We start from the raw sequence: 22,702 nt of genomic DNA, 5'->3' as shown, positions 1-22,702 counted from the left end.
CCCGTCTTATTTTAGCCGGGATCGGGCTCATTTTCCGCGGCGCTCACAACACGTCGCAAAAGCAAGGGAATGCGATCCTCGATGAAGGTTTCCAACCGGACCGCTGCCGTCTGCCTCGCCACCGTCATCGGCGCCCTCGCGGCGCTGCCCGCCCAGGCCCAGGGTGGCCGGGCTTCCTGGTACGGAAGCGGCAAGAAGACGGCCAATGGCGAGCGGTTCAACCCCAACGGTTACACCGCCGCCCATCGTAGCCTGCCCTTCGGCACCCGTGTTCGCGTCACGAACAAGTCCAACGGCCGCTCGGTCGTGGTGCGCATCAACGATCGCGGCCCGTTCGTCGGCGGCCGGGTGATCGATCTGGCCCGCGGCTCGGCCCGCGCCATCGGCATGTCGGGCGTCAGCTACGTCTCGCTCAACGTGGTGCGCTGAAGCGGGCACCGCATCCGTTCCATCCGGCGTTGCCGGGGAACCGCCCCCTTCCCATCTTCGTCTCAACCGATGACATGCAGGCCCGGAACGCTTTTCGATCCGGGCTGCAAAGGGATGAGGAGACGAGATGGCGAAGCCGATGGTGGTCGAGATTCCGCATGAACTCGGCCGCGACGAGGCCCGGCGGCGCATCGACGAGGGCACCGTTCGCGTGCGCGAGGCGCTCGGCAAGAGCGGCATCGCCATCAACACCCTGGCCTGGACCGGTGACCGGCTCGACTACTCGGTCACGGCCATGACCCAGACCGTGGACGGCCAGATCGATGTCGGCCAGGACGTGGTGCGCGTCGAGGTGCGCATGCCGCTGCTGCTCGCGATGTTCGCCCAGAAGATCCAGAAGATCGTCGGCAAGGAGGGCAACAAGCTCCTCCTGACCAAGAAATAGCCCGGGCCGGGACAGTGCGGGGACCGGGCGGCGGGAACCGGCTCGGCAACGCCTCGTTGGCGTGACACGGCGGCACAGTGCCCGCCGCCAGCGAGGCTTCGACCCCTATGGCCAATCCCGGATCGATCCCGGAGACTCCCGTGCCCGGCCCCGAGACGCCTGGACCGGCGACGCCCGACTCTCCCCAGATTCCCGAGCCCGGTCCCGGCCCGGAAATCCCCGGCGGAACGCCCGTCGAGGCACCCGGCACCACGCCGGCCGAGATTCCCGTCGAGAGCCCCGGCCTGCCGGATTCGACGCCGACCGGCCCTGCCAACCCGACCGCCTGAGCGCGTCAGCCGAAGCAGCGACGGCTCCGCGCATCGCGGAAGCCTGAATCCGCGGAGGCGGCGCCGACAACTGGGGCCGTCGCTTTCCGGCGATCGTCCAGAAGGCGCGGTCCACTTGCGTTGTTACGGGCTGCGGCTGCTGCCATAAGCCCGGCATGGCCGCTCCCCCGCTTCTCACCCTTCAAGACGTCGCGCTCACCTTCGGCGGAACCCCGCTGATCGAGCGCGCCGAGCTGACGATCACGCCCGGCGAACGCGCCTGCCTCGTCGGCCGCAACGGCTCGGGCAAATCGACCCTGATGCGCATCGCCGCCGGCTTGGTCGAGCCGGACCGGGCCGTGCGGTTCGTGCAGCCCGGCACCACCATCCGCTACCTCGCGCAGGAGCCGGACTTTTCCGGCTTCGAGACGACGCTGGCCTTCGCGGAAGCAGGCCTCGCGCCGGGCGACGACGCGCACCGCGCCCGCTATCTCCTGGAGAGCCTGGGTCTCGACGGCACGGAGAACCCCCAGCGCCTGTCGGGCGGCGAGGCGCGCCGAGCCGCGCTTGCCCAGGCGCTCGCGCCGGAGCCCGATATCCTGCTGCTGGACGAGCCGACCAACCATCTCGACCTCCCCGCCATCGAGTGGCTGGAATCCGAGTTGAAGCGCACGCGCTCGGCCCTCGTCCTCATCAGCCACGACCGCCGCTTTCTTTCGGGCCTGTCGCGATCCACCGTCTGGCTCGACCGCGGCGTGACGCGCCGGATCGAGCAGGGTTTCTCGAGCTTCGAGGCGTGGCGCGACGCCTTCTTCGAGGAGGAGGAGCGCGACAAGCACAAGCTCGACCGCAAGATCGCCGACGAGGAGCACTGGCTGCGCTACGGCGTCACCGCCCGGCGCAAGCGCAACGTGCGCCGCCTCTCCGACCTGCAGAGCCTGCGCAAGCAGAGCCGCGACCACCGCCGCCCGGTGGGGCAGGCGGTGCTGACGGCCAGCGAGGGCGAGGCGTCCGGCACGCTGATCGCGGAAGCCCGGCACGTCTCAAAATCCTACGGCGAGCGCCGGATCGTCCACGACCTGTCCCTGCGCGTGCTGCGCGGCGACCGGCTTGGCATCGTCGGTCCGAACGGGGCGGGCAAGACCACGCTGATCAACCTGCTGACTGGCGCGCTCGCGCCCGACTCGGGCGAGATGCGCCTCGGCACCAGTCTGAACATGGTCCATCTCGATCAGGCCCGTGCCGTGCTGGAGGGGAGCGCGACCGTCACGGAGGTGCTGACCGGTGGCAGCGGCGACAGCGTCACGGTGGGCGGGCGCAGCCGCCACGTCATCGGCTACCTCAAGGACTTCCTGTTCGCGCCCGAACAGGCGCGCACGCCCGTGAGCGTGCTCTCGGGCGGCGAGCGCAACCGGCTGTTGATCGCCCGGGCGCTCGCCCAGCCCTCGAACCTCCTCGTGCTCGACGAGCCCACCAACGACCTCGACCTCGAAACCCTCGACCTGCTCCAAGAGATGCTCGGCGACTATGCGGGCACTTTAATTCTAGTGAGCCACGACCGCGACTTCCTCGACCGGGTGGCCGGCACCGTGCTGGTCAGCGAGGGGGAGGGGCGCTGGGTCGAATATGCCGGCGGCTATTCCGACATGCTGTCCCAGCGCGGGCGCGGCGTCGAGGCACGCAGCGACGGGCGGGAGAAGCCCGCGCGCGAGCGGGCGGAGCCGCGGGAGAAGGCGACACGTGCCGAAGCGGCTCCGGCCCGGACCAAGCTCAACTTCAAGGAGCAGCACGAGCTGAAGACCTTGCCGGTGCGCATGGCCGAGTTGGAGACCGGGATCGCCAAACTGCGCGAGGTCCTGTCCGATTCCGGCCTGTATGCCCGCGATCCCGGCCGCTTCCAGAAGGCGACCGCAATGCTGGGCGCGGCGGAAGCCGAACTCGCCGCCGCCGAAGAGCGCTGGCTGACCCTGGAGATGCAGCGCGAGGCCCAGAACGGCTGATCGAGCCCGAAATGATCCGGCTCGTCACACCCGGATCCGTGGAAAACTTTTGCGTGTGAGCCGGGATTAAGTTGCGAGGCTGCAACAGAGTGCAGGGAAGCTACTCTGTGTCAGCTCCAAGACAGTCATCTCTGTTGCCCGTACGGCCACGCTCGCTCATGGTGCCGCTGCGGACGGGACAACCCCGCTGCGGCTTGGCCGACAACCCGGTTGGGAAGGGCCAAGCTCCAAGGGAAACAAGGACGGGCCGGAACGACCACGGACATCGTGGGCGCCCGGCCAAAACAGAAGTCCGATCCCGTGGGTCTCGAAACTTCTGGAGGGTATACCATGAAGCTCGTGAAGAGCCTTCTCCTTGGATCGGCAGCGGGGCTGGCCGTCGTGGGTGGGGCTCAGGCCGCCGACCTGCCGGTGAAGAAGGCCGTTCCGATCGAGTACGTCCGCGTCTGCACGGCCTACGGCGCGGGCTTCTTCTATATTCCCGGTACCGATACCTGCCTGCGTGTCTCCGGCCGCGCCCGCGCCGAGTACGGCTATATCGGCAGCGACAACCGCGACATCCCCGGCGGCGGCGACATCTCGGGCTTCACGGGCCTTGCCCGCTTCAACTTCGATGCCCGCACCCAGACCGGCTACGGCACCCTGCGCGCCTTCCTGCGCCTCGACGCCGCGAGCCGTACCGGCAACACGAAGTACTCCTCCGGCACGAACCTGCGCGGCGCCTACGCCTTCTCCGGCACCGGCCAGGACCAGCTCGGCCGCGTTCAGAACTTCATCAACGTCGACAAGGCGTTCGTGCAGTTCGCCGGCCTGACTGCCGGTCGCGCCTCCTCGTTCTTCGACTTCTACGCCCACGACTTCGAGATCATCGGCTCGTCGCTGGGCTCCGATCTGCCGTCCACCAACCTGCTCGCCTACACCCAGAAGTTCGGTGAGGGCTGGTCCGTGACGCTGTCGATGGAAGACCCGAACTACCGCAAGAACCCGCTCTACTCCGACGCGGCCGGCGCGACGGGCCTCGTCCCCGGCCAGGCCGGTCTGAACAACGTGTTCACCACGGCGCCGACGCCGATCATCCTCGGCACCAACGCCGCGGGCAACGCCACCGCCGTGGCCTTCGTCGACGCCGTGCAGCGCTCGCGCCTGCCCGACTTCGTCGGCTCGCTGCGCTACGACGCCGCCTGGGGCTCGGCCCAGTTCTCGGCCGCCGTCAAGGACATCAACACCGGCGGCTTCATCGCCGGGTCCTCGGTCGGCGTCCCCGGCACCGGCGGCGTGCTGGCCACCAACACCGCGGCGGCCCTGGCGGCACGCGGCATCAACGCCGGCGCGCAGACCGAATACGGCTGGGCGGTCCAGGGTGGCATGAAGTTCAACCTGCCCTTCATCGCTCCCGGCGACGGCCTCTACCTCCAGGGTGCCTACGGCGAGGGTGCCTCGTTCTACACCGGCATCAACCGCTTCACCGCCGGCTACCTGAGCAACGCCTCGGTCTACGCGGGCAACCCGTTCAACCAGTACCTCTCCGACGCCGTGGTCAACCCGCTGACCGGCCGCATCGAGCTGTCCAACAGCTTCACGGCGGTGGCGTCCTACCTCCACTACTGGTCGCCCGAGTGGCGTTCGGCCTTCTACGCCAGCTACGGCGAGATCTGGTTCTCCCAGGGCGCCCGTCAGGCCATCAGCCAGGCGAACTCGGTGGTCGGCGCGGCCTCGACCGTGGCTCCGCCTTCCTACCTCACCAACGCCGTCGGCTACAGCCTCAGCCCCGCCCTGCGTGACACCTATCAGGTCGTCACCGGCGCGAGCCTGATCTGGTCGCCGGTCAAGGATCTCGATATCGGCGTCGAGGGCCAGTACATCAAAACCGGCGTCAAGAACGGTCGCGTCTCCGACAGCGACAAGGGTGGCTTCGTGAACAACATCCCGACCCGCACGGTCAGCAGCGAGGACGTGTTCCAGGCCCGCTTCCGGGTGCAGCGCGACTTCTAAGCCGAACCGGCACCCCGCTCGCGCGGGGGCCGGACACGACGGACACCTTCCAGACCCCGGCCTCGCGGCCGGGGTTTTTTGTTGATCGACAACCGATCGCAACGCGGGCAGGCACGAATCAGCGCCCGTCGGCGCGAGACGGGCGCGGCCTTCAAAGCGCCCCGATGGGCCTGTCTTCTGGCCACCATCGCCGGCCGCCGAGGAGGTCGAGCCCATGTCCAAGCTTTCGGAAATGCCGCCTTCGCCGATACCGCCGCCCGGCCGCTCGCCCCGGTCTCGACTGATTCGGGCCGGCTGGATCGCCGGCCTTCCGCTCCTGGCCCTGATCGCCGCAGCGGCTTATTTCGGCATGCTGCGGGTCACGGAACGCCTCGAGCGGGAGGCCGCGGCGATCGCCGCCGCGACCGGCGAGGGACAGCCCGAGCCCTGGCTGCGCGTCTCGGTGACGGGCCGCGACCTGACAGCGACGGGCGAAGCACCGGAGGCCTCCCAGCGCGAGGCGTTCGTCGGTCGGCTGGCCGCCATCGACGGCATTCGCCGCCTCACCGACCGGACCGGCGTGATCGAGGACGTGTCCCCCTTCGTCTGGTCGGTGGAGCGCCCCGCCACCGGTCGCGTCGAGGCCACCGGCAGCCGCCCGGCCGAGGTCGGCGCCTTCGAGTTGGCGCAGCGCCTGAAGCCGGCCCTGCCGCGTGACGCCACCTTGACCGACCATGCCCGAGCGGCGCGGGGCGCCCCGCGCGACTTCCCCGACGCCGCGGCCTTTGCCGTGGAGCGGCTTCAGGATCTCACAACCGGCGCCGTCGCCACGCTCAACGACACCGTGATCTCGATCCGCGGCGAAGCGGCGAGCCTGGCCGCCTACGACGCCCTGCGCACGGCGCTGGCGACCCCACCGCAGGGCTACACTCTCGGCACGATCGAGATCACGCCGCCGGTCGTCGGAGACTTCCGGTTCGGCGTCTCCCGCCGGCCGGACGGCAGCCTCGAACTGAACGGCCACGTCGCCTCGGAAAGCTCCCGTGAGGAAATCCGTGCCGCCGCCGCGGACGCCGCGGAGGGGGCCGCCATCGATGATCGCCTGCGCGACGCCCGAGGCCTGCCGCAGGGCATCGACGGCCCGGCGCTGATGCGCTTCGTATTCCAGCTCTCGGGCCTGCTGCACGAGGGACGCGTCAGCTTCGAGGGGGCGGCGGTTTCGGTCGAGGGCAATGCGCTCGATGCCGGAGCGGTCACCGAGGCGCAGACGCTGATGCGCGACGCCCGGCCCTCCGGCATCGCCGCGGGTCGGGTGACGCTCACCGCTCAGCCCATCGTCCCTTACGTCCTGCGGATCCGCCGCGGCAGCGACAGCGTCACGGTGAGCGGCCATCTGCCGGATCGGGCGACGCGCGAGGCGCTGCTGGCCCGGCTCAATCCGCGCTTCTTCCGCGAATCGATCCAGGACCGTACCCGCCTGGCCGACGGTGCCCCGGCCGGTCTGGCCGCAGCGCTCGCCGCGGCGGTCGATCCGTTCTCGACGCTGGCGAGCGGGGAACTGACGATCACCGGCACCAGCTTGCGCCTGACCGGCACCAGCCTCTATCCGGAGAGCTCCGCCCGCCTCGCTCAATCCCTGCCGAAGGCGATGCCGGCGGGCTGGAACGCCACGGTGTCCGTTGCTTCGGACGCGGCCCCCGCGGCGACGACTGAGATGGGCCCGTGCGGACAGCGCCTTGCCGAGCGCACCGCCGGGCATCCGTTGCGCTTTGCTCCGGGCAGCACGGCGCTCGCGCCCGAATTCTACCCGGTGCTCGATGCGGTGGCGGCGCTGGCACGCGCCTGCCCGGCCGAGCGGATCGAGGTCGTAGGCCATCTCGATCCGGCCGGGGCGAAGCCGGACGCGCCGGCCGATCCGGTCGCCGAGGAGGCCGCGAAGGAAACGGCACCCAAACCCGCCAAGGTAGAGGCGAAGACGGACACGAAATCCGGCAAGGCCATCAAGGGCAAGGCGGAGACGAAGGAGGCGGCCAAGCCCGCACCGAAACCTGAGCCGAAGCCCGAGAAGACCGAGGCCGAGCGGGCGGATGCCGGCGCCGACCTTGCGCGGGCACGGGCGCTCGCGGTGGTGGATTACCTCCAGAAAGCCGGCGTGCCGCTGGAGCGCACCGCCGCGCCGACGGGCGTCGCACCGCTCTCCGACCGTCAGGGAATCGGCCTCAGCCTGCGCTCGTGATCGGGCTCGTCTCCTCGCTCTGGCCCGCGCTGGCGGCGGCGCTGCTGCTCGGCCTCGCCGTCGGCACGCTCACCGGCCTGCCGCGGAGCAGCTTCACCCTGGCTGCGGCCGGCCTTCTCCTCGTCGGCCTCGCCATCCTGGCCGCCCTGGCGGCGCTCCGAACCGTGCCCGGCGCGCCCGGCCTGTGGATCGAGACGGGTGCGCTGCTGCTGGGAGCCTATCTCGTGGGCTGCGCCCTGGGCGGGCTCGGGCGCTCCGTCTCCGGCCGCCGGCTCTGATGCGTCGGCCTCCTCCGCCGCCAGCCCCCAGATCCGCTGCTTGCGCCCGACGCCGCGCAGGGCGAATTCGCCGACAGGAACGAGCGAGGCTCCGCAACGCCGGGCGAAGGCATCCGAGAGGAGCAGCGAGCGCTCCAACCCGTCGCAGAGCCGCTCGATCCGGCTCGCCTCGTTGACCGCCCGGCCGATCACCGTGAAGTCGAGGCGCCGGTCGGTGCCGACATTGCCGGAGACGACGCGCCCGTAATGCAGCACGATGTCCGCCTCCAGGGGCGGCAGCCCGTCCCGGCGGCGGGACACGTTCAGCCGGGCGTTGCGGGCGAGCGCCTCGCGCGCCGCATCGAGCGCGCCGGTGCAGGCCGGGCAAGCGAGGGCATCCGGCTCGGCTACGGGGAAGACGGCGAGAAAGCCGTCGCCGAGGAACTTCGAGATCTCGCCGCCGTGGCGCTGCACCGGCTCGCCCAGCGCATCGAAATGCTCGTTGAGCCAGCCCACGACCTTCAGGGGATCGTCGCGGTCCGCCACCGCCGTGAAGCCGCGCAGGTCCGCGAGCAGGATCGCGGCGTGGACCACCGTGCCCTGGCCGCGCCGCATCTCGCCGGCGAGCACACGCGCGCCCGTCGCCGGTCCGAGGTAGGTGTCGAGCATCTCGCGCATCGCGTGCGACAGGCTGAGCTTGGCCGTGACCAGGGCGATCACCGGCACGAGCCCGGCCACGGCCGCCTGCTCCACCTCGGTGAAGCCGCCGGGCCGGTCGGTCGCAAACGAGATGCCGACGCCCGCCATGGCGCTGCCGGGCGCGAAGGCGGCGGCATGGAGCAGGTAATCGGTGGCGCCCGCCTGCCTGAGTTCGTTCAGCAACGGAAGGTCGGGGCTGCCGTTCGAGCGCTCGAGCCGCCAGCGCACGAAGGCGAGGTCGTTCGCCTGCAGCCAGCCGACGGGGCTTCGGAAGAAGGTATCCTCGCCCTCCGGGCCGTGCACGGTCGGGAACACCGCCATGCCCTGCCCACGCCGCCACGCGAGGCTCACCCCGCGGAACAGGGGATCGATCACCGGCACCGCGAGGCTGAGGCGCCAGAGTGGGAGACCGGCCGTGACCAGAGCCTCGCAGAACTCCGCGATGATGGCCTCCGCCTCGTCGGACTCCGTCGCCCGCGCGATCAGGCGAGCTTCGATGCCGCGGAGGGCGGGGGCTGAGATCGAGTCCGTGACGGCCATGGCGACCCCACTCTATCGGCGCCCATGCGGCGATCCAAAAGCATCGGGATCGATGCCCTGTGGGAAATCGACCGCACAGCCGCCTTGCCCGGACGCTCCGAACCCTTCAACCGTTCCGCACGATGCCGGGAACAACGACATGGACGACGCTACCGATATCGCGAGCCGATTTGCGTTCCTCAGCGAAATCGACGGTCTCAAGGCGGTGCTGCGCCAGAACCGGACCATCAGCGAGCGCCGACGCGAGAACTCGGCCGAGCATTCGTGGCATCTGGCGATGTTCGCGCTCGTTCTCGGGGATCTCGCACCCGGTCTCGACCTGAACCGCGTCGTCGCGATGCTGCTCGTGCACGACATCGTCGAGGTCGATGCCGGCGACGTGCCGATCCACAGCGCCTACGATTCCGTTGCCCTGGCGCGGGTCGAGGCGGTCGCGGCGGAGCGGATCTTCGGGCTCCTGCCGGAACCGCAGCGGGATCGCTTCCTGGCGCTTTGGCAGGAATTCGAGGCGGTGGAGACGGTGGAGGCCCGGTTCGCCAAGGCGCTCGACCGGCTCCAGCCGCTGCTGCTCAACACGCTGACCGAGGGCGGTACCTGGGCCGAGAACGGCCTGACCGAGGCGCAAGTGATGGCGCGCTACCGGCCGGTGATCGAGCGCGGCATCCCCGGCCTCTGGCCCTTCGTGGAAGCGCTGGTCCGCCGCCACTACCAGGGTCACGACACTACGGCGTGACCGGCTGGGCCTCAGCGCTGACGGCGGTGCGGGCGCCGCGGGCGAGGTCGCGCTCGATCAGGAGCGCGCTCTTGCCATCGAGGCGGTTGCGGTAGACCTGCAGGTTCTCCATCACCCGCTGCACGTAGTTGCGCGTCTCGGTGAAGGGGATGCGCTCGACCCAATCGATCGGATCGACATCGGGGCGGCGCGGATCGCCGTAGGCATCGACCCACTTCTTCACGTTGCCGCCGCCCGCGTTGTAAGAGGCGAAGGCGAGGACGTAGGAGCCCTTCCAATCCTCCATCAGCTCGCCGAGATGGGCCTGGCCCAGCCGCGCATTGTAGGCGGGATCGCTGGTGAGCCGGTCCGTTTCGTAAGACGTCGAGACGCGCTTGGCCGTGCGCTGGGCGGTGGCCGGCATCATCTGCATCAGGCCGCGCGCGCCGACACCGGACTGGGCGCGGGGATCGAATTGGCTCTCCTGCCGGGCGATGGCGAAGACCATGGCCCGCTCGACCTGCGGCACCGCGGTGAAGGTCTCGTAATCGGGGATGCCGATGGTCGGGTAGGCGTGGGTGTCCAGCGCCAGGCCGCGCTGCGTGGCGAGCTTGCCGATGGAGACCAGCGCCCGCGCGTCGCGCATCGCCACCGCGGTCTCACCAAGCGCGTTGACCTGCGCCTCCTCGGTGAGCGAGCGGGCGGCGTCGATGTAGAGCGGCAGCGCCAGTTCCTTCATCTGGGCGGCGGCCAGAAGCTTCAGGCCGCGCATGAAGAGCCGATCGTCGAAGGCGGCGCGGGCCGTCGGGCTCAGCTCGGCGGCCCGGCGCAGGGGCAGGCTGTGCTGGCCGAGCCGGGCGCGGGCGAGCTGCCCGTAATAGGCGATCGGCTGAAGCGCGGCGCGCTCGTAGAAACCCTTCGATTCGATGGTCTTGCCCGCAGCCTCCGCCGCGCGGCCCTGCCAATAGGCGGCGCGCGCCAGCGAGATCGGCGTCTCGGCGACGCTCGCGGCTTGCGCGAAGTGCCGCTCGGCCGCGGCCGGATCGGCCATGAAGCGCAACGCGATCCAGCCGGCGTGGAACTCGGCCTCGATCCGCTTCTCGGAGGTGCGGGCAGAATGCGCGGCGGCCACCGCGTAGGCAGTCTTGGACTCACCCGCATCCATCAGCTTGCGGGCGACGATGCGGCGCTCGACCCACCACGTGTCACCGTCGGCGAGCACCTCGGGGTTGGTGGGCGCGGAGAGCAGCACCTTGGCCGCCTCGGGTGCCTTGTCGGCGCGGCGGAAATACTGGGCGCGCGAGAGCAGATAGGACGAATCGTTGCGCAGCGACGGCGGCACCGCCGCGAGGGCGGCCGCCGCCCCGGCCTTGCCCTGCACCGCCCGGCGGGCGCGCACGAGGCTCGCATAGGATCCGCCGGCATAGTCGGCGGCGCGGGCAGCAGTGACCCAATCCTCCTTCAGGAGGGCGCGCTCCATCCGGTAGCGGTGGTCGATGACGGTGAGCACGCCGGGGAAGGCGTCGATGACCTTCGCTTCCAGGCTGCGCCCGAAACTCTCCTCGCGCCAGAGATCGTGCACGAGTTCGGCGGCGTCCGCATCGAGCCCGTCGGCACGCAAGGCCAGCGCCAGGGCGAACTTGCCCGGCGCGCTGGTCGGCTTGGCGGCGGCGAAATAGGCGCGCACCAAGCCTGAGCTCTTCTTCTCCGTGAGCAGCCGCTCCTCGGCCCGACGCCGCAGCAGGGGGCCCGCCGGCCAATCGGGGTTGGCGCGCGAGAAGGCGACGACCCGCTCGAAGCTGACGCCGGCGCCCGCGCGGATCGCGACCCATTCGAGCAGCGCCCGCGCCGCCGGATCGGAGAATCCGGCGGCGAGCCGGTCGCCGTCGGAGACCTTGCCCTTGCGATAGAGGTCGATCGTCTCGCGGAGTTGGCCGAGATCGGTCTCGCCGAAGGCGACCGGCCGGGCCGGGTCCGGCACCTCGGGGGAGGGGGCGGCCGGGGACACGGCGGCATCGGGCAGCGGGAAGGCGACCGGGCCGTCCGCTTCGGTGGAGGCATAGGACGACGCCGCGGCGGGCAGCGGCTTGTCGGACGCCGCCTCGCCGGAGCTCGGATCGAGGCGCAGCGCATCCGCCGCGACGGGATCCGAGGCAGGACCCTGGCCGTCGCTCGGCTGCCCGGCGGGCGCGGTGGCGTCACTCGCGGGGGCGGCGGGGGCGGAGGCCGGTTGCGGGTTGCGGAGTTCGATGGCCCCGCCGCGCTGTGGCAGCACGGCCGTGCCGGACAGCAGCAGGCCGAGGAGCAGGGGCAGGGAGCGTGTGGGCAACGCCATGATCTGAGACACCCCGACCGGAGGCCAAGCCTTAAGCTGGGCCCCGGTCCGTTAAGATGGCATTAACTGCGCAAGCGAAGCGTTTGCGCGCGGACGGGGGAGGGCCTATGTCTCGCGCGTCCCAAGCGCGGCCCGCGCGGCGGCAGCCGCCGGGGCACGCCGGAAGACAGGCAAGAAGAACGGCCGGGAACGCCAGGATGACCGATACCCACGCCCGCCTTCGCGGCTCGATGACCGCGCTCGCGACCCCCTTCCGCGACGGCGAGTTCGACGAATCGGCCTTCCGGAAATTCGTGAACTGGCAGATCGAGCAGGGCACCCACGCCCTGGTTCCGACCGGCACCACCGGCGAGAGCCCGACACTGAGCCACACCGAGCACGACCGCGTGGTCGAGGTCTGCGTCGCTGAGGCCGCCGGCCGGGTGCCGGTGATCGCGGGCGCCGGCTCGAACTCGACGCGGGAGGCCGTCGCGCGGGCGCGTCATGCCGAGAGCGTCGGCGCGGATGCGGTGCTCACCGTCACGCCCTACTACAACAAGCCGACGCAGGAGGGGATGTACGCCCACTTCAAGGCGGTGAACGACGCCGTCGGCATCCCGATCATCATCTACAATATCCCCGGCCGGTCCGTGGTCGACATGAGCGTCGACACCATGAAGCGGCTGTTCGAATTGAAGAACATTGCCGGCGTGAAGGATGCCACGGCCAAGATCGACCGTGTCAGCCTCCAGCGACAGGCTTTGGGAGAAGACTTCATCCAGCTTTCTGGCGAAGATGCGACGGCGCTCGGCTTCAATGCCCATGGCGGGGTCGGCTGCATCTCCGTGGTCTCGAATGTCGCACCCCGGCTCTGTGCCGATCTGCAGGAAGCGACACTGGCGGGCGATTACGCCAAGGCCCTGAAGATCCAGGATCGGCTGATGCCGCTGCACGTGCAGATGTTCTACGAATCGAACCCAGTGCCGGCGAAATACGCGCTCTCGCGCCTCGGGCTGATGTCGGAGGAGGTGCGCCTGCCGCTGGTGCCGGCGACGGAGGGCTGCCGCCGGGCGGTCGATGCCGCGCTCGAGCATGCCGGCCTGATCTGACGCCGTCGGATTGATCCGAGAAGATCCGGCGCGAAGCCTCGCCGGAGAACGTGGCGGTCCCCATATCGGTGGACCGCCGCCCGATCACGAACCTGAAGACGAATGGCACCCAAACCCGATCCCGGCCGGCGCGTCGTCGCCGACAACCGCTCCGCCCGCTACCACTACGCGATCGAGGACACGCTCGAGGCCGGCATCGCGCTGACCGGCACCGAGGTGAAATCGCTGCGCGGCGGCAAGGCGACGATCGGTGAGTCCTATGCCGGGCCGTCCGGCAACGACCTGATGCTGTTCAACGCCTATATCCCGGAATATCTGGAGGCGAACCGCTTCAACCACGACACCAAGCGGCCCCGCCGCCTGCTGCTGCACCGCCGCCAGATCAACAAGCTGATCGGCGCCACCCAGCGCCAGGGCTACACGGTGATTCCGTTGAAGATCTACTTCAACGACAAGGGCCGGGCGAAGGTCGAGCTGGGCCTCGGCAAGGGCAAGCAGCTCCACGACAAGCGCGAGAGCGTCAAGCAGCGCGACTGGGATCGCGACAAGGCCCGCCTGATGCGTGACAAGGGCTGATCCGGTTTCCCATTGATCGCTTCGGGCTCAGCCCGCTCGCGTCATCGCGAGGCGGAGCGGAAGCGACCTGTCCGGATCGGGCAGGTCGCTAATCGCTGCTGACGGCGAGGGGCACTCGCCCGTCACCGCGATAAGAGCCCCGAAGTGCCGCTCAGCCTTCCGCTTCCTCGTCGGACGCGCCGGGGCGGATGCCGTAGCGGCTCTCGAGACCGGGGTTGGGGCGAGGCGTGCGCTCGGCGAACTCGCGGCGGGGGCCGTCGCCGGGAGCGCGGGTGGTGCGCTCGCTCGGGTCGCGGCCGATCCGGCTCGCGAGATGTGCGAGATCGATGAACTCGTCCGCTTGGCGGCGCAGGTCGTCGGCGATCATCGCCGGCTGGGTCTGGATCGTCGAGACGACGGAGACGCGAACGCCACGGCGCTGGATCGCCTCCACGAGCGAGCGGAAATCACCGTCCCCGGAGAACAGCACCATGTGGTCGATGTGGGGGGCGAGTTCGAGCGCGTCGATGGCGAGCTCGATATCCATGTTGCCCTTGATCTTGCGGCGCCCGGCGGAGTCGGTGAATTCCTTCACAGGCTTGGTGACGACCCGGTAACCGTTATAGTCGAGCCAATCGATCAGCGGGCGGATCGAGGAATATTCCTGATCCTCGATCATTGCTGTGTAATAAAAAGCCCGAATAAGGTTGTCGCGGGCCTGAAAATCCTTGAGAAGACGCTTGTAATCAATATCGAAACCAAGCGCCTTCGTGGTCGCGTACAAATTCGCGCCGTCGATAAAGACTGCGGTCCGTTGCTTATCGCTCATCGACTGATCCGTGTGCTTGAGATGGCAGCAATTATTTCTGGAAATTCAGACATGAATGCAGTACATGAAATCGTAGATTCAATGCGCTGCCGAAGTCCGGCATCCCTGCACTCTCGACGGATAGCAGCCTTCGTGTTCCGAAACACGCTTTCGTCCGAAAGAGCGTGATCCGGCCAGCGGGCTCGCGGCGTCGGAGAGTTGCAGAGCTCGGAACAGCGTAGCAGACACCGGCCCGAGCCGCCCCTTTGGTGACCGAGCAGGCAATCCCTGTCAAGCGCCAGAAAGAGTTAAGGCCGCCAGCGTCAAATTTAACCGAAGATGATTGTCCGCAACCGAGAGCGTATTCTACGAATTCATTTTTGCACTAACGGTTGCGACACAGCGTCTTTAGGGGCGCACCGTCGAGTTTACATACTTGAAGTTGCTGCACGAGCCCAATTGACATGAGCTGTCCGCACGGAAACTTCCCAGCCCCCACCAAACCGTCTCATGCCGCGAACCTTCATGCCCCGTCTCAGGGCTTCGGCAGCGCCCGACTACCCGGCTTGACCGGAGGGATGGCGGCAAGTTCCGGGGGGAGGGCGTCCGGCGCATAGGCCGGGATGTCTAGCGTGACTAGGGACAGAAGCGGCAACCCGATCTCGCCCCGGCCGCCCGAACGGTCGATCAGGCAGGCAGCGCCGACCACCTCGCCCTCCTCGTCCTTCAGCGAAGCCAGGCATTCCCGGGCGGAGAGGCCCGTCGTCACGATGTCCTCGACGATGACGGCGCGGGTGCCAGCGGGAATCGAGAAGCCTCGGCGCAGGGTGAAGGGACCACCGGGGTCGCGCTCGACGAAGATCGCCTTGGCGCCGAGATGGCGGGCGGTCTCGTAGCCGGGGATGATGCCGCCGATGGCCGGAGAGACCACGATATCGATCCGGCCGAAGCGGGAGGTGATGATTTCGGCCAATGCCCGGCACAGCCGCTCGGTGCGCGCGGGATCGGAGAAGATCGTCATCTTCTGCAGGAAAGTGGGCGAGCGCAGGCCGGAGCTGAGGATGAAGTGCCCCTGCAGCAGGGCCCCTGCGGAACGGAACTCTTCGAGGACTTCTTCCGGCGTCATGGTCACCTGCTCGCCAAACCGTGTTCCGCTGCTTCTTGCAGCGGCGCAAGCGGGGCGCAAGCCGAAGGCCGAGCCATCGTCCAGGACGACGGCTGCCGATCTGCGGACGATGACGATCCGACGGGCAGGATCGGGTCCGCGTCGCCGAACCCTAGTTCCGGACGCGCAGAGGGTCCCGGCGCCGATCGGGACGGGTCTCGTAGGCGGGCGGAGGATAGGACGCGTCGTAGACCGGCCCGTCATAGTAGGGATCGTAGGACCGGGGCAGGAGCGCGCCGAGCTGCACGCCCTCGCTTCCACCGCGCTGGATCATCGTGCGCATGCCCGGCTGCAGCTTGTCATCATCCAGATCGTCGGGATGGGCGGGGACGAGCGGCAGACCCTCCGCGCCGCCCCGCTGGAGCATCGTCCGCATGCCGGGTTGCAGGCTCTGCGCGCCGGCCTCTTCAGCGAGCGGGATCCCAAGCGCGAGGATGACGGCGGTGACCAGGGAAAGCTTCATGACGGTCGCTCCGGAAAAGCGCGGCGTAGGCCCTGCCGTCCATAGGCCGGTCCGATGACGGAATGACGTGTCCCGGCATCGGTTCCGGCAAGCGACGCCCGCAGGAGCGACCGTCAGCCGTTCACCCGCTCGACGCGGCTCACCGAGCGCTTGCCGCGCAGGTCCGCGACGATGGCGGTGAGGTGCTTCAGGTCCGGCACCGAGAGGTCGATGGAGATGTCGGTGAAGTCCTGCGTGCGGCGTTTCATCGAAACATTGTCGATGTTGCCGTCATGCTCGGCGATCACTTGGGCGATCTGTGCAAGCGTGCCGGGCTCGTTGATCGATTCGAGCGCGAGCTTGGCGGGGAAGCGCTCCTGCGAGCCTTCCACGTCCCAGCGCACGTCGAGCCAGCGTTCGGGCTCGTTGTCGAAGGCGGCGAGCGCGGCGGACTGGATCGGATAGATCGTCACGCCGACGCCGGGCGTGAGGATGCCGACGATGCGATCCCCCGGCAGGGCACCGCCGTTGGGGGCAAAGCTCACCGGCAGGTCGCCGGCCAGCCCGCGGATCGGGATGCTGGCCGAGGCCGAGGCGCCGTCGGCCTCGCCGGAGAAGGTCAGCCGCATGGTCTGATCCTTGGAACGAGTGAGGCGCCCCGCCGCCCCGTTGGCCGCCGGACCGCCGCTCGCCCCCGCGCGCCGCTCCTCCTTGAAGTCGGGATAAACGGCCTTCACCACGTCGCCGGAGAACATCTCGCCGCGCCCGACGGCGGCGAACACGTCCTCGGTGCTCGCGCGGGCGAGCCGGGGCAGGGCGCCGCGCAGCTTCTCCTCGGAGAAGCTCTTGCCTGCCCGCTCGAAGGCCCGGTCGAGGATCTGGCGGCCGAGCCCGGCATATTGCCGCCGCACGGCGGCGCGGGTCGCCCGGCGGATCGCGGCGCGGGCCTTGCCGGTGACGACGAGGGATTCCCAGGCGGCCGGCGGCGAAGCGCCATCGGAGCGGGCGATCTCGACCTCGTCGCCGTTGGCGAGTTCGTGCAGCAGGGGCGCGAGCCGTCCGTTGATCTTGGCGCCCACCGCCGTGTTGCCGACATCGGTGTGCACCGCGTAGGCGAAGTCGATCGGCGTGGCGCCCCGCGGCAGGGCGATGAGGCGGCCCTTGGGCGTGAAGCAGAACACCTGATCCTGGAACAGCTCCAGCTTGGTGTGCTCCAGAAACTCCTCCGGCGAATCGCCCTCGGCCAGAAGCTCGATGGTGCGGCGTAGCCATTGGTAGGCGCCGCTCTCGGTGGCGAGCCGGGGATGGACCTCGCCCTCCACGCCCTCCTTGCCGGCCTCCTTGTAATGGGCGTGGGCGGCGATACCGTATTCGGCGATCTCGTCCATCTCGGCGGTGCGGATCTGCAACTCGACGCGCTGGCGCTTCGGCCCGATCACCGTGGTGTGGATCGAGCGGTAATCGTTCTGCTTGGGCGTCGAGACGTAGTCCTTGTAGCGGCCCGGCACCATCGGCCAGCTTGTATGCACCACGCCGAGCGCGGCGTAGCACTCGGCCAGGGTGCCGACGATCACGCGGAAGCCGACGATGTCGGAGAGCTGCTCGAAGGCGACCGACTTGCGCTCCATCTTCGACCAGATCGAGAACGGCTTCTTCAGCCGCCCTTTCACCTGAGCGGCGATACCCCGCGCGGCGAGCCGGGCGGTGAGGTCGTGCTCGATGCTCTCGATGACGCTGCCGGATTTCGTCGAGAGGTCTTCGAGTCGCTTGGTGATGGTGGCGTAGACCTCCGGCTTCAGCGTGCGAAACGAGAGGTCTTCCAGTTCGTCGCGCAACTCCTGCATACCCATGCGGCCGGCGAGCGGCGCGTAGATGTCGAGGGTCTCCTCGGCGATCCGCGCCCGCTTGTCGTCGCGCATGAAGTGGAGCGTGCGCATGTTGTGCAGGCGGTCGGCGAGCTTGACCAGAAGCACCCGCACGTCTTCGGCCACCGCGAGCAGCAGCTTGCGGAAGTTCTCGCCCTGCACCGCCCGCTTCGAGACGAGGTCGAGTCGCTTGAGCTTGGTCAGCCCGTCGACCAGCGCGCCGATCTCGGAACCGAAGATCTCGCGGATCTCGTCGAGGGTCGCGGCGGTGTCCTCGACGGTGTCGTGCAGGACGGCCGCGACGATGGTCGCGTCGTCGAGGCGCAGATCGGTGAGGATCGCGGCGACTTCGAGGGGATGGGCGAAGAACGGACCGCCCGAGGCGCGTTTCTGCGTGCCGTGCGCCCGCATGGCATAGACGTAGGCGCGGTTGAGAAGCGCCTCGTTCGCGGTCGGGTTGTAGCGCTTGACCCGCTCGACGAGTTCATACTGGCGCATCATCCGCCGAAGGATCCTGCTCTCGATCTACTCGGTGTCGTTCACGACACGCCCGCTGCGCCGCCGTGCCCGAGGGGCGACGAGCGGCGATCGGGCGTTTCGTGCGGCACTCTCAAGGGGGCCCGGCCCGGACGGACGCGGTCGCTCGCCCGACACCTTCCTGCATCGGCACGCGTTTGCCCAGACCCATGGCGTCGCGGGCAAAGCGCGACGGCTCCGCCTCTCCCGCATGGACGCCAGGACGGGGCTTTACCCCGAAAGCCGGCCAGCGGCGCAACACGTCGGAGACGGAGCGAAACACGAGAACGCCCGCCGCTCGGGGACCGAGGGCGGGCGTGAATCGTGACGCGGAGCGCGAAGAGAGCTTACTCGCCCTCGTCGTCGGTCTCGGTCGGGGGCGCGAGGTTCTCGAGACCGCGGAGGAGATCCTCCTCGCTCATGAAATCGAACTGCACGTTCTTGTCGTCCGAGGAAGACTGGGGCGCCACCGCCGCGGCGGCGGGCGAGCTCGACAGGAGCGGCACGGTCTCGGCCTCGGGCTCGTCCACCTCGACGTATTTCTGCATCGAGTGGATGAGCTGCTCCTTCAGATCCTCCGCCGTGATGGTCTCGTCGCCGATCTCGCGAAGGGCCACGACGGGGTTCTTGTCGCGGTCGCGCTCCACGGTCAGCGGGGCGCCGGCGGCAAGCAGGCGGGCCCGGTGGCTGGCGAGCAGGACCAGCTCGAAGCGGTTCTCGACCTTCTCGATGCAGTCTTCGACGGTGACGCGAGCCATGCGAGGCGGCTCCTTCCTCAGGCGCGGATACGAACGATATGCGTGATGAACGGGCTTCCTACACCGGTTATCGCTGTCCAACAAGTCGCGGGAGCGGTTGAGAATCCGTCCCTGTCGGTCCACATGGAAAGCGGCGCCGGTCCAACCCGGCACCGATCCCGGCCGGCCTTGAACCGGCGCCAGCGGACCCGAGGATTCTCCACATGTTCATTCAGACCGAAGCCACGCCGAACCCCGCCACGCTCAAGTTCCTGCCCGGTCGCGTCGTGCTGACCGACGGGACCTTCGAGGCCCGCGACACCGCCAGCGCCGAGCGCTCGCCGCTCGCCACCGCCCTGTTCGCGGTGCCCGGCGTCTCGGGCGTCTATTTCGGGCACGACTTCATCTCCGTCACCAAGGCCGACGGCGTGAACGAGTGGCCGCAGGTGAAGCCCGCCGTGCTCGGCGCGATCATGGACCACTTCCAGTCCGGCCGCCCGGTGCTGGCCGAGGGCACGGCGCTTGCGGAAGAAGAAACGGAAGAGTTCTACGACGAGGCCGACCACGACACCGTGGCCACCATCAAGGACCTGCTGGAGACCCGCGTGCGCCCGGCGGTGGCCGGTGACGGCGGTGACATCACCTTCCGCGGCTACCGCGACGGCATCGTCTACCTCGAGATGAAGGGCGCCTGCTCGGGCTGCCCGTCCTCCACCGCGACCCTGCGCCAGGGCGTGCAGAACCTGTTCCGCCACTTCCTCCCCTCCGTGCGGGAAGTGCAGGCGATCTGATCGACGGCCCGGCCGCCCGGTTTTCCCCTGGCATCGGCGCAACACCGCACCGCTTCCTTGGGGAGGTCGGTCGCGGATGCGCTGACGGGGAGGGCGGTTTTGTCCTATGATTAGCCGGAAGGCGGGTGCTTGCGGCCCGCCGCCGGATGGAATCGACGTTTGCGCATCCTTGCCATCGATACGGCGCTCGAAGCCTGCGCGGCCTGCGTGGCCACGGACGACAGCGACGACCTGCTCGCCGAGGAGTCGATGCCGCTCGTGCGCGGCCATGCCGAGGCATTGCTGCCGCTGATCGAGCGGGTCATGGCCCGGGTCGAGGGCGGCTTCGAGGGTCTCGACCGGGTCGCAGTCACGGTCGGGCCCGGGAGCTATACGGGCTTGCGCGTCGGCATCTCCGCTGCCCGCGCCATCGGGCTCGCCACCGGCATTCCGGTGGTGGGCGTGACCACCCTGTCCGCCCTGCTCGCGCCGCAGCTCGCCCTCAACGGCGACGACACGGTGGTCGCCGCGATCGACGCGCGCCACGGTGCCGTCTACCTCCAGGCCATGAGCGTGACGGAAGGCACGGTGATCCCACCCCGTCACATCGCTCTCGACGAGGCTGTGAGCCTGCTCGGCGGACGGCGGGCGATCCTCACCGGCTCCGGCGCTCCCGCGCTCGCGGCGGCGGCTGCGGCCGCCGGCATTACCGTCGAGGTCGCCGAGACCGGTGCGCCGCAAATCGCCTGGGTCGCCTCGCTCGGACTCGTGGCTGATCCGGACCAGGCGCTGCCGCGCCCCCTCTACCTGCGCGGGCCCGACGCCCAGCCGCAGCATCATGCGAGGCTCGCAAGGGCATGACGCGGACCGTCTCCCCGTTCTGGCCGCTCGATTGGTGGTCCGCATGGTGGGACGCCTGGGGCTCCGTGCCCTACGTCGCGCCGCTGCGGGATGCCGGACAGGCATCGGACCTCGAAAAGCTGCACGCCACCGCCTTCGCCCGCCCCTGGGCGGCCCACGAATTCGAGCGGATGCTGTGCGAGCGCTCGACCGAGGCGCATGCCCTGCGCCGAGGCAACGCGCTGCTGGGCTTCGTGCTGTCGCGCAAGGCCGTGGACGAGGCGGAGATCCTCACCATCGTTCTGGCGCCCTCCGCCCGCGGCGGCGGCCACAGCCACCGGCTCCTGCGCGAGCACCTGACCGCTTTGGCCTATGCCGGCATCCGCACCGTCCATCTCGAAGTCGACGAGGGCAACACGCCGGCCCTGAAGCTCTACACCCGCCACGGCTTCCTCAAGGTCGGCGAGCGCAAGGGCTACTACCCGCTGCCCGACGGCAGCCGGGCCACGGCGCTGACCATGAGCGCGACGCTGTCGTGAGGTTTCGCGGGAGCGCATCCGCCCGATGACCCGCTTCGGCATCGGCCTCCGCCTCTTCGTCCAGGCGCTGGCCTTCCTGATCGTGATCGGGCCGCACTGGCTCAGCCTGCGCTTCGGCCGGGGACGGCTCGCGGCGCGCATCGCCGTGCTGTTCCACCGCCTGTTCCTGCGCCTGTTCTCCGTTCGGGTGATCCAGAGCGGCACGCCGCCGCCGCCGGGCGAGCCGGCGCTCGTGCTCTCGAACCACGTCTCCTGGCTCGACATCGTCGCGCTCGGCTCGCTGCGCCCGCTCTCCTTCGTGGCCAAGTCGGAAATCGCGGGCTGGCCGCTGATCGGTGTGCTGGCCAAGCTCCAACGCACGGTCTTCATCGAGCGGGCCAAGCGCACGGCGACCGCCCACGTCAACGCCACGGTCGGGCAACGGCTCGCGGACGGCGACCTGATCGTGCTGTTCGCCGAGGGCACCACCGGCGATGGCCTGCGCCTGCTGCCGTTTCGCTCCTCGCTGGTCGGCGCCGCCCGGACGGCGCTGACGGCGGAAACCGGCGGGCTCGCGCGCATCCGGCTCCAGCCCTTGGCGCTGGGCTACCCGCGCCGCAACGGCCTGCCGGTGACCCGTGTCGAGCGGCCGGAGATCGCGTGGTACGGCGACATGGAACTCGCGCCGCATCTCGCTCTGTTCGCGGCTCGCGGGCCCATCGACGTACACGTGAACTGGGGCGCGCCGATCGCCTTCGAGGCCGCCACCGACCGCAAAGTCGCCACCGCCCAGGCCGAGGCCGCCGTGCGGCAGGGTCTGCGCCAGATCCACCTCGGCGGGGCCGCCCCCCGCCCGGTGCCGGCGGCGCCGGAAACGATCGGGGAGGGCGCCGACGTCTCGGCGCCGGGCATCGCCGCGGTGTGACCGTTCAGGCCGGCATCGAGAAAGTCGCCGCTTGGCCGCGAACGATCCCGCCCTCATCCACGAGTTGCCAGACGATGCCGTCGGTGACCGGGAAGCGCCGCCTGTCCTTGGCAACGCGAACGCCCGCATAATCCGAGACGAACCCGTCGCGGGCGACCGCGTCGAGCAGGCGCTGCCGCTCGGCCCGCTCGGGCGCTTCCGCCGAGAGCCGCGAGGGCATGCCGACGATGTCATCCCAGCCGTAGCCGAAGGCCCGCTGCGCCGCCCGGTTGGCATAGACGAAGAGCGGGTCGGCGCTCGTGTCGTGGGCCAGCACCGCGAAGGGCGCCTGCGCGTAGAGCCAGTCCGGCCCGAGATCCGGCTCAAGGATGAGCGGGCGGCCGACGAGGCGCAGGAAGCTGCCGGTCAGCAGGGCGAAGAAGGCGGGATCTTCGGCGAGCCTCACGGGCGGACCTTTTCGAAGAAGCAAGAGAATCGTGTCGGCGTTCGAACCGTGATAGAGGGCCTGTCGAGCAGAAAGTCCTCAAAAATTCACCGCCCA

20 protein-coding genes and 1 pseudogene are annotated in these 22,702 nt (G+C 69.4%); 13 read left to right on the top strand and 8 right to left on the bottom strand.

The genetic code is table 11. The features are described 5' to 3' along the window. Positions 1-81 precede the first annotated feature (81 nt). The 6 genes from MKK50_RS03160 to MKK50_RS03135 all read left to right on the top strand — a co-directional run bounded on the left by MKK50_RS03160 (position 82) and on the right by MKK50_RS03135 (position 7,389). A complete protein-coding gene (locus MKK50_RS03160; RefSeq protein WP_499020335.1) occupies positions 82-429 on the top strand; it encodes a septal ring lytic transglycosylase RlpA family protein in 348 nt (115 codons plus the stop codon). Between the two features lie 127 nt (positions 430-556). Further along, positions 557-874 carry a polyhydroxyalkanoic acid system family protein gene (locus MKK50_RS03155; RefSeq protein WP_253371080.1) on the top strand — a complete coding sequence of 106 codons (318 nt, stop codon included), beginning with the start codon at positions 557-559 and terminating at the stop codon, positions 872-874. 107 nt (positions 875-981) lie between these two features. Further along, entirely contained in the window at positions 982-1,203 is a 222-nt protein-coding gene (locus MKK50_RS03150; protein ID WP_253371078.1) for a hypothetical protein, read from the top strand. A gap of 155 nt (positions 1,204-1,358) precedes the next feature. Beyond that, the gene (locus MKK50_RS03145; protein ID WP_499020333.1) at positions 1,359-3,182 is read left to right on the top strand and encodes an ABC-F family ATP-binding cassette domain-containing protein; all 1,824 of its coding nucleotides are present in this window, start codon (positions 1,359-1,361) and stop codon (positions 3,180-3,182) included. A gap of 330 nt (positions 3,183-3,512) precedes the next feature. Beyond that, positions 3,513-5,174 carry a porin gene (locus MKK50_RS03140; protein ID WP_253371074.1) on the top strand — a complete coding sequence of 554 codons (1,662 nt, stop codon included), beginning with the start codon at positions 3,513-3,515 and terminating at the stop codon, positions 5,172-5,174. A 214-nt stretch (positions 5,175-5,388) separates the two neighbouring features. Further along, positions 5,389-7,389 (top strand): OmpA family protein, encoded by a 2,001-nt coding sequence (locus MKK50_RS03135; protein WP_499020332.1) that lies wholly within the window; start codon positions 5,389-5,391, stop codon positions 7,387-7,389. Positions 7,390-7,652: 263 nt separating this feature from the next. Here the strand turns inward: MKK50_RS03135 and MKK50_RS03130 are convergent. After that, a pseudogene (locus MKK50_RS03130) lies at positions 7,653-8,885 on the bottom strand (adenylate/guanylate cyclase domain-containing protein); the annotation flags it as partial. Between the two features lie 139 nt (positions 8,886-9,024). On the opposite strand from MKK50_RS03130, the gene MKK50_RS03125 reads away from it, so the two are divergent. Next, a complete protein-coding gene (locus MKK50_RS03125) occupies positions 9,025-9,618 on the top strand; it encodes an HD domain-containing protein (RefSeq protein WP_499020331.1) in 594 nt (197 codons plus the stop codon). Here MKK50_RS03125 and MKK50_RS03120 read toward each other — a convergent pair. Then, positions 9,608-11,932: a lytic transglycosylase domain-containing protein gene (locus MKK50_RS03120; RefSeq protein WP_499020329.1), complete on the bottom strand. Its 2,325-nt coding sequence runs from the start codon at positions 11,930-11,932 to the stop codon at positions 9,608-9,610. The genes MKK50_RS03125 and MKK50_RS03120 overlap by 11 nt on opposite strands. A 197-nt stretch (positions 11,933-12,129) precedes the next feature. Here MKK50_RS03120 and dapA point away from each other — a divergent pair, with 197 nt between their 5' ends. Both dapA and smpB read left to right on the top strand, forming a co-directional pair. Further along, on the top strand, positions 12,130-13,020 hold the full coding sequence (gene dapA, locus MKK50_RS03115) for a 4-hydroxy-tetrahydrodipicolinate synthase (protein WP_499020328.1): 891 nt from the start codon (positions 12,130-12,132) through the stop codon (positions 13,018-13,020). A 102-nt stretch (positions 13,021-13,122) separates the two neighbouring features. Further along, complete coding sequence (gene smpB / locus MKK50_RS03110) at positions 13,123-13,596, top strand: SsrA-binding protein SmpB (RefSeq protein WP_003602874.1); 474 nt, start codon at positions 13,123-13,125, stop codon at positions 13,594-13,596. Positions 13,597-13,747: 151 nt separating this feature from the next. Here smpB and MKK50_RS03105 read toward each other — a convergent pair whose 3' ends face one another. From MKK50_RS03105 to rpoZ, 5 genes are all read right to left on the bottom strand, one after another. Continuing rightward, positions 13,748-14,404, bottom strand: a complete 657-nt coding sequence (locus MKK50_RS03105; RefSeq protein WP_253371064.1) for a LabA-like NYN domain-containing protein — start codon at positions 14,402-14,404, stop codon at positions 13,748-13,750. Between the two features lie 514 nt (positions 14,405-14,918). Further along, positions 14,919-15,509 carry an orotate phosphoribosyltransferase gene (gene pyrE / locus MKK50_RS03100; RefSeq protein WP_499020327.1) on the bottom strand — a complete coding sequence of 197 codons (591 nt, stop codon included), beginning with the start codon at positions 15,507-15,509 and terminating at the stop codon, positions 14,919-14,921. A gap of 151 nt (positions 15,510-15,660) precedes the next feature. Next, a complete protein-coding gene (locus tag MKK50_RS03095) occupies positions 15,661-16,011 on the bottom strand; it encodes a hypothetical protein (RefSeq protein WP_499020326.1) in 351 nt (116 codons plus the stop codon). A 113-nt stretch (positions 16,012-16,124) separates the two neighbouring features. Beyond that, a complete protein-coding gene (locus MKK50_RS03090) occupies positions 16,125-18,356 on the bottom strand; it encodes a RelA/SpoT family protein (protein ID WP_499020325.1) in 2,232 nt (743 codons plus the stop codon). Positions 18,357-18,718: 362 nt separating this feature from the next. Continuing rightward, positions 18,719-19,129, bottom strand: a complete 411-nt coding sequence (rpoZ, locus tag MKK50_RS03085; RefSeq protein WP_003602879.1) for a DNA-directed RNA polymerase subunit omega — start codon at positions 19,127-19,129, stop codon at positions 18,719-18,721. A 203-nt stretch (positions 19,130-19,332) separates the two neighbouring features. Here rpoZ and MKK50_RS03080 point away from each other — a divergent pair, with 203 nt between their 5' ends. The 4 genes from MKK50_RS03080 (at position 19,333) to MKK50_RS03065 (ending at position 22,161) form a co-directional block, all read left to right on the top strand. Further along, positions 19,333-19,899 carry a NifU family protein gene (locus MKK50_RS03080; RefSeq protein WP_499020324.1) on the top strand — a complete coding sequence of 189 codons (567 nt, stop codon included), beginning with the start codon at positions 19,333-19,335 and terminating at the stop codon, positions 19,897-19,899. A 159-nt stretch (positions 19,900-20,058) separates the two neighbouring features. After that, positions 20,059-20,739 carry a tRNA (adenosine(37)-N6)-threonylcarbamoyltransferase complex dimerization subunit type 1 TsaB gene (gene tsaB / locus MKK50_RS03075; RefSeq protein ID WP_253371053.1) on the top strand — a complete coding sequence of 227 codons (681 nt, stop codon included), beginning with the start codon at positions 20,059-20,061 and terminating at the stop codon, positions 20,737-20,739. Beyond that, positions 20,736-21,257 (top strand): GNAT family N-acetyltransferase, encoded by a 522-nt coding sequence (locus MKK50_RS03070; RefSeq protein WP_499020323.1) that lies wholly within the window; start codon positions 20,736-20,738, stop codon positions 21,255-21,257. The genes tsaB and MKK50_RS03070 overlap by 4 nt, the downstream gene beginning before the upstream one ends. Before the next feature lie 25 nt (positions 21,258-21,282). After that, positions 21,283-22,161 carry a lysophospholipid acyltransferase family protein gene (locus tag MKK50_RS03065; RefSeq protein ID WP_499020322.1) on the top strand — a complete coding sequence of 293 codons (879 nt, stop codon included), beginning with the start codon at positions 21,283-21,285 and terminating at the stop codon, positions 22,159-22,161. 4 nt (positions 22,162-22,165) lie between these two features. On the opposite strand, the gene MKK50_RS03060 is transcribed toward MKK50_RS03065, so the two are convergent. Continuing rightward, a complete protein-coding gene (locus MKK50_RS03060; RefSeq protein ID WP_499020320.1) occupies positions 22,166-22,606 on the bottom strand; it encodes an MEKHLA domain-containing protein in 441 nt (146 codons plus the stop codon). Between the last annotated feature and the right edge of the window lie 96 nt (positions 22,607-22,702).

The organism is Methylobacterium sp. J-043, from assembly GCF_022829505.1.
In the GTDB taxonomy this organism is placed as follows: Bacteria; Pseudomonadota; Alphaproteobacteria; order Rhizobiales; family Beijerinckiaceae; genus Methylobacterium; species Methylobacterium extorquens_A.
Note: the sequence above shows the minus strand (reverse complement) of the source record. Positions and strands in the feature narration are given on the sequence as shown.

What these genes read in the sequence shown, in the direction of transcription:
- MKK50_RS03160 (WP_499020335.1), top strand. Translation starts at nt 82, where the DNA reads ATGAAGGTTTCCAACCGGACCGCTGCCGTCTGCCTCGCCACCGTCATC.
- MKK50_RS03155 (WP_253371080.1), top strand. Translation starts at nt 557, where the DNA reads ATGGCGAAGCCGATGGTGGTCGAGATTCCGCATGAACTCGGCCGCGAC.
- MKK50_RS03150 (WP_253371078.1), top strand. Translation starts at nt 982, where the DNA reads ATGGCCAATCCCGGATCGATCCCGGAGACTCCCGTGCCCGGCCCCGAG.
- MKK50_RS03145 (WP_499020333.1), top strand. Translation starts at nt 1,359, where the DNA reads ATGGCCGCTCCCCCGCTTCTCACCCTTCAAGACGTCGCGCTCACCTTC.
- MKK50_RS03140 (WP_253371074.1), top strand. Translation starts at nt 3,513, where the DNA reads ATGAAGCTCGTGAAGAGCCTTCTCCTTGGATCGGCAGCGGGGCTGGCC.
- MKK50_RS03135 (WP_499020332.1), top strand. Translation starts at nt 5,389, where the DNA reads ATGTCCAAGCTTTCGGAAATGCCGCCTTCGCCGATACCGCCGCCCGGC.
- MKK50_RS03125 (WP_499020331.1), top strand. Translation starts at nt 9,025, where the DNA reads ATGGACGACGCTACCGATATCGCGAGCCGATTTGCGTTCCTCAGCGAA.
- MKK50_RS03120 (WP_499020329.1), bottom strand. Translation starts at nt 11,932, where the DNA reads ATGGCGTTGCCCACACGCTCCCTGCCCCTGCTCCTCGGCCTGCTGCTG.
- dapA (WP_499020328.1), top strand. Translation starts at nt 12,130, where the DNA reads ATGACCGATACCCACGCCCGCCTTCGCGGCTCGATGACCGCGCTCGCG.
- smpB (WP_003602874.1), top strand. Translation starts at nt 13,123, where the DNA reads ATGGCACCCAAACCCGATCCCGGCCGGCGCGTCGTCGCCGACAACCGC.
- MKK50_RS03105 (WP_253371064.1), bottom strand. Translation starts at nt 14,404, where the DNA reads ATGAGCGATAAGCAACGGACCGCAGTCTTTATCGACGGCGCGAATTTG.
- pyrE (WP_499020327.1), bottom strand. Translation starts at nt 15,509, where the DNA reads ATGACGCCGGAAGAAGTCCTCGAAGAGTTCCGTTCCGCAGGGGCCCTG.
- MKK50_RS03095 (WP_499020326.1), bottom strand. Translation starts at nt 16,011, where the DNA reads ATGAAGCTTTCCCTGGTCACCGCCGTCATCCTCGCGCTTGGGATCCCG.
- MKK50_RS03090 (WP_499020325.1), bottom strand. Translation starts at nt 18,356, where the DNA reads ATGATGCGCCAGTATGAACTCGTCGAGCGGGTCAAGCGCTACAACCCG.
- rpoZ (WP_003602879.1), bottom strand. Translation starts at nt 19,129, where the DNA reads ATGGCTCGCGTCACCGTCGAAGACTGCATCGAGAAGGTCGAGAACCGC.
- MKK50_RS03080 (WP_499020324.1), top strand. Translation starts at nt 19,333, where the DNA reads ATGTTCATTCAGACCGAAGCCACGCCGAACCCCGCCACGCTCAAGTTC.
- MKK50_RS03070 (WP_499020323.1), top strand. Translation starts at nt 20,736, where the DNA reads ATGACGCGGACCGTCTCCCCGTTCTGGCCGCTCGATTGGTGGTCCGCA.
- MKK50_RS03065 (WP_499020322.1), top strand. Translation starts at nt 21,283, where the DNA reads ATGACCCGCTTCGGCATCGGCCTCCGCCTCTTCGTCCAGGCGCTGGCC.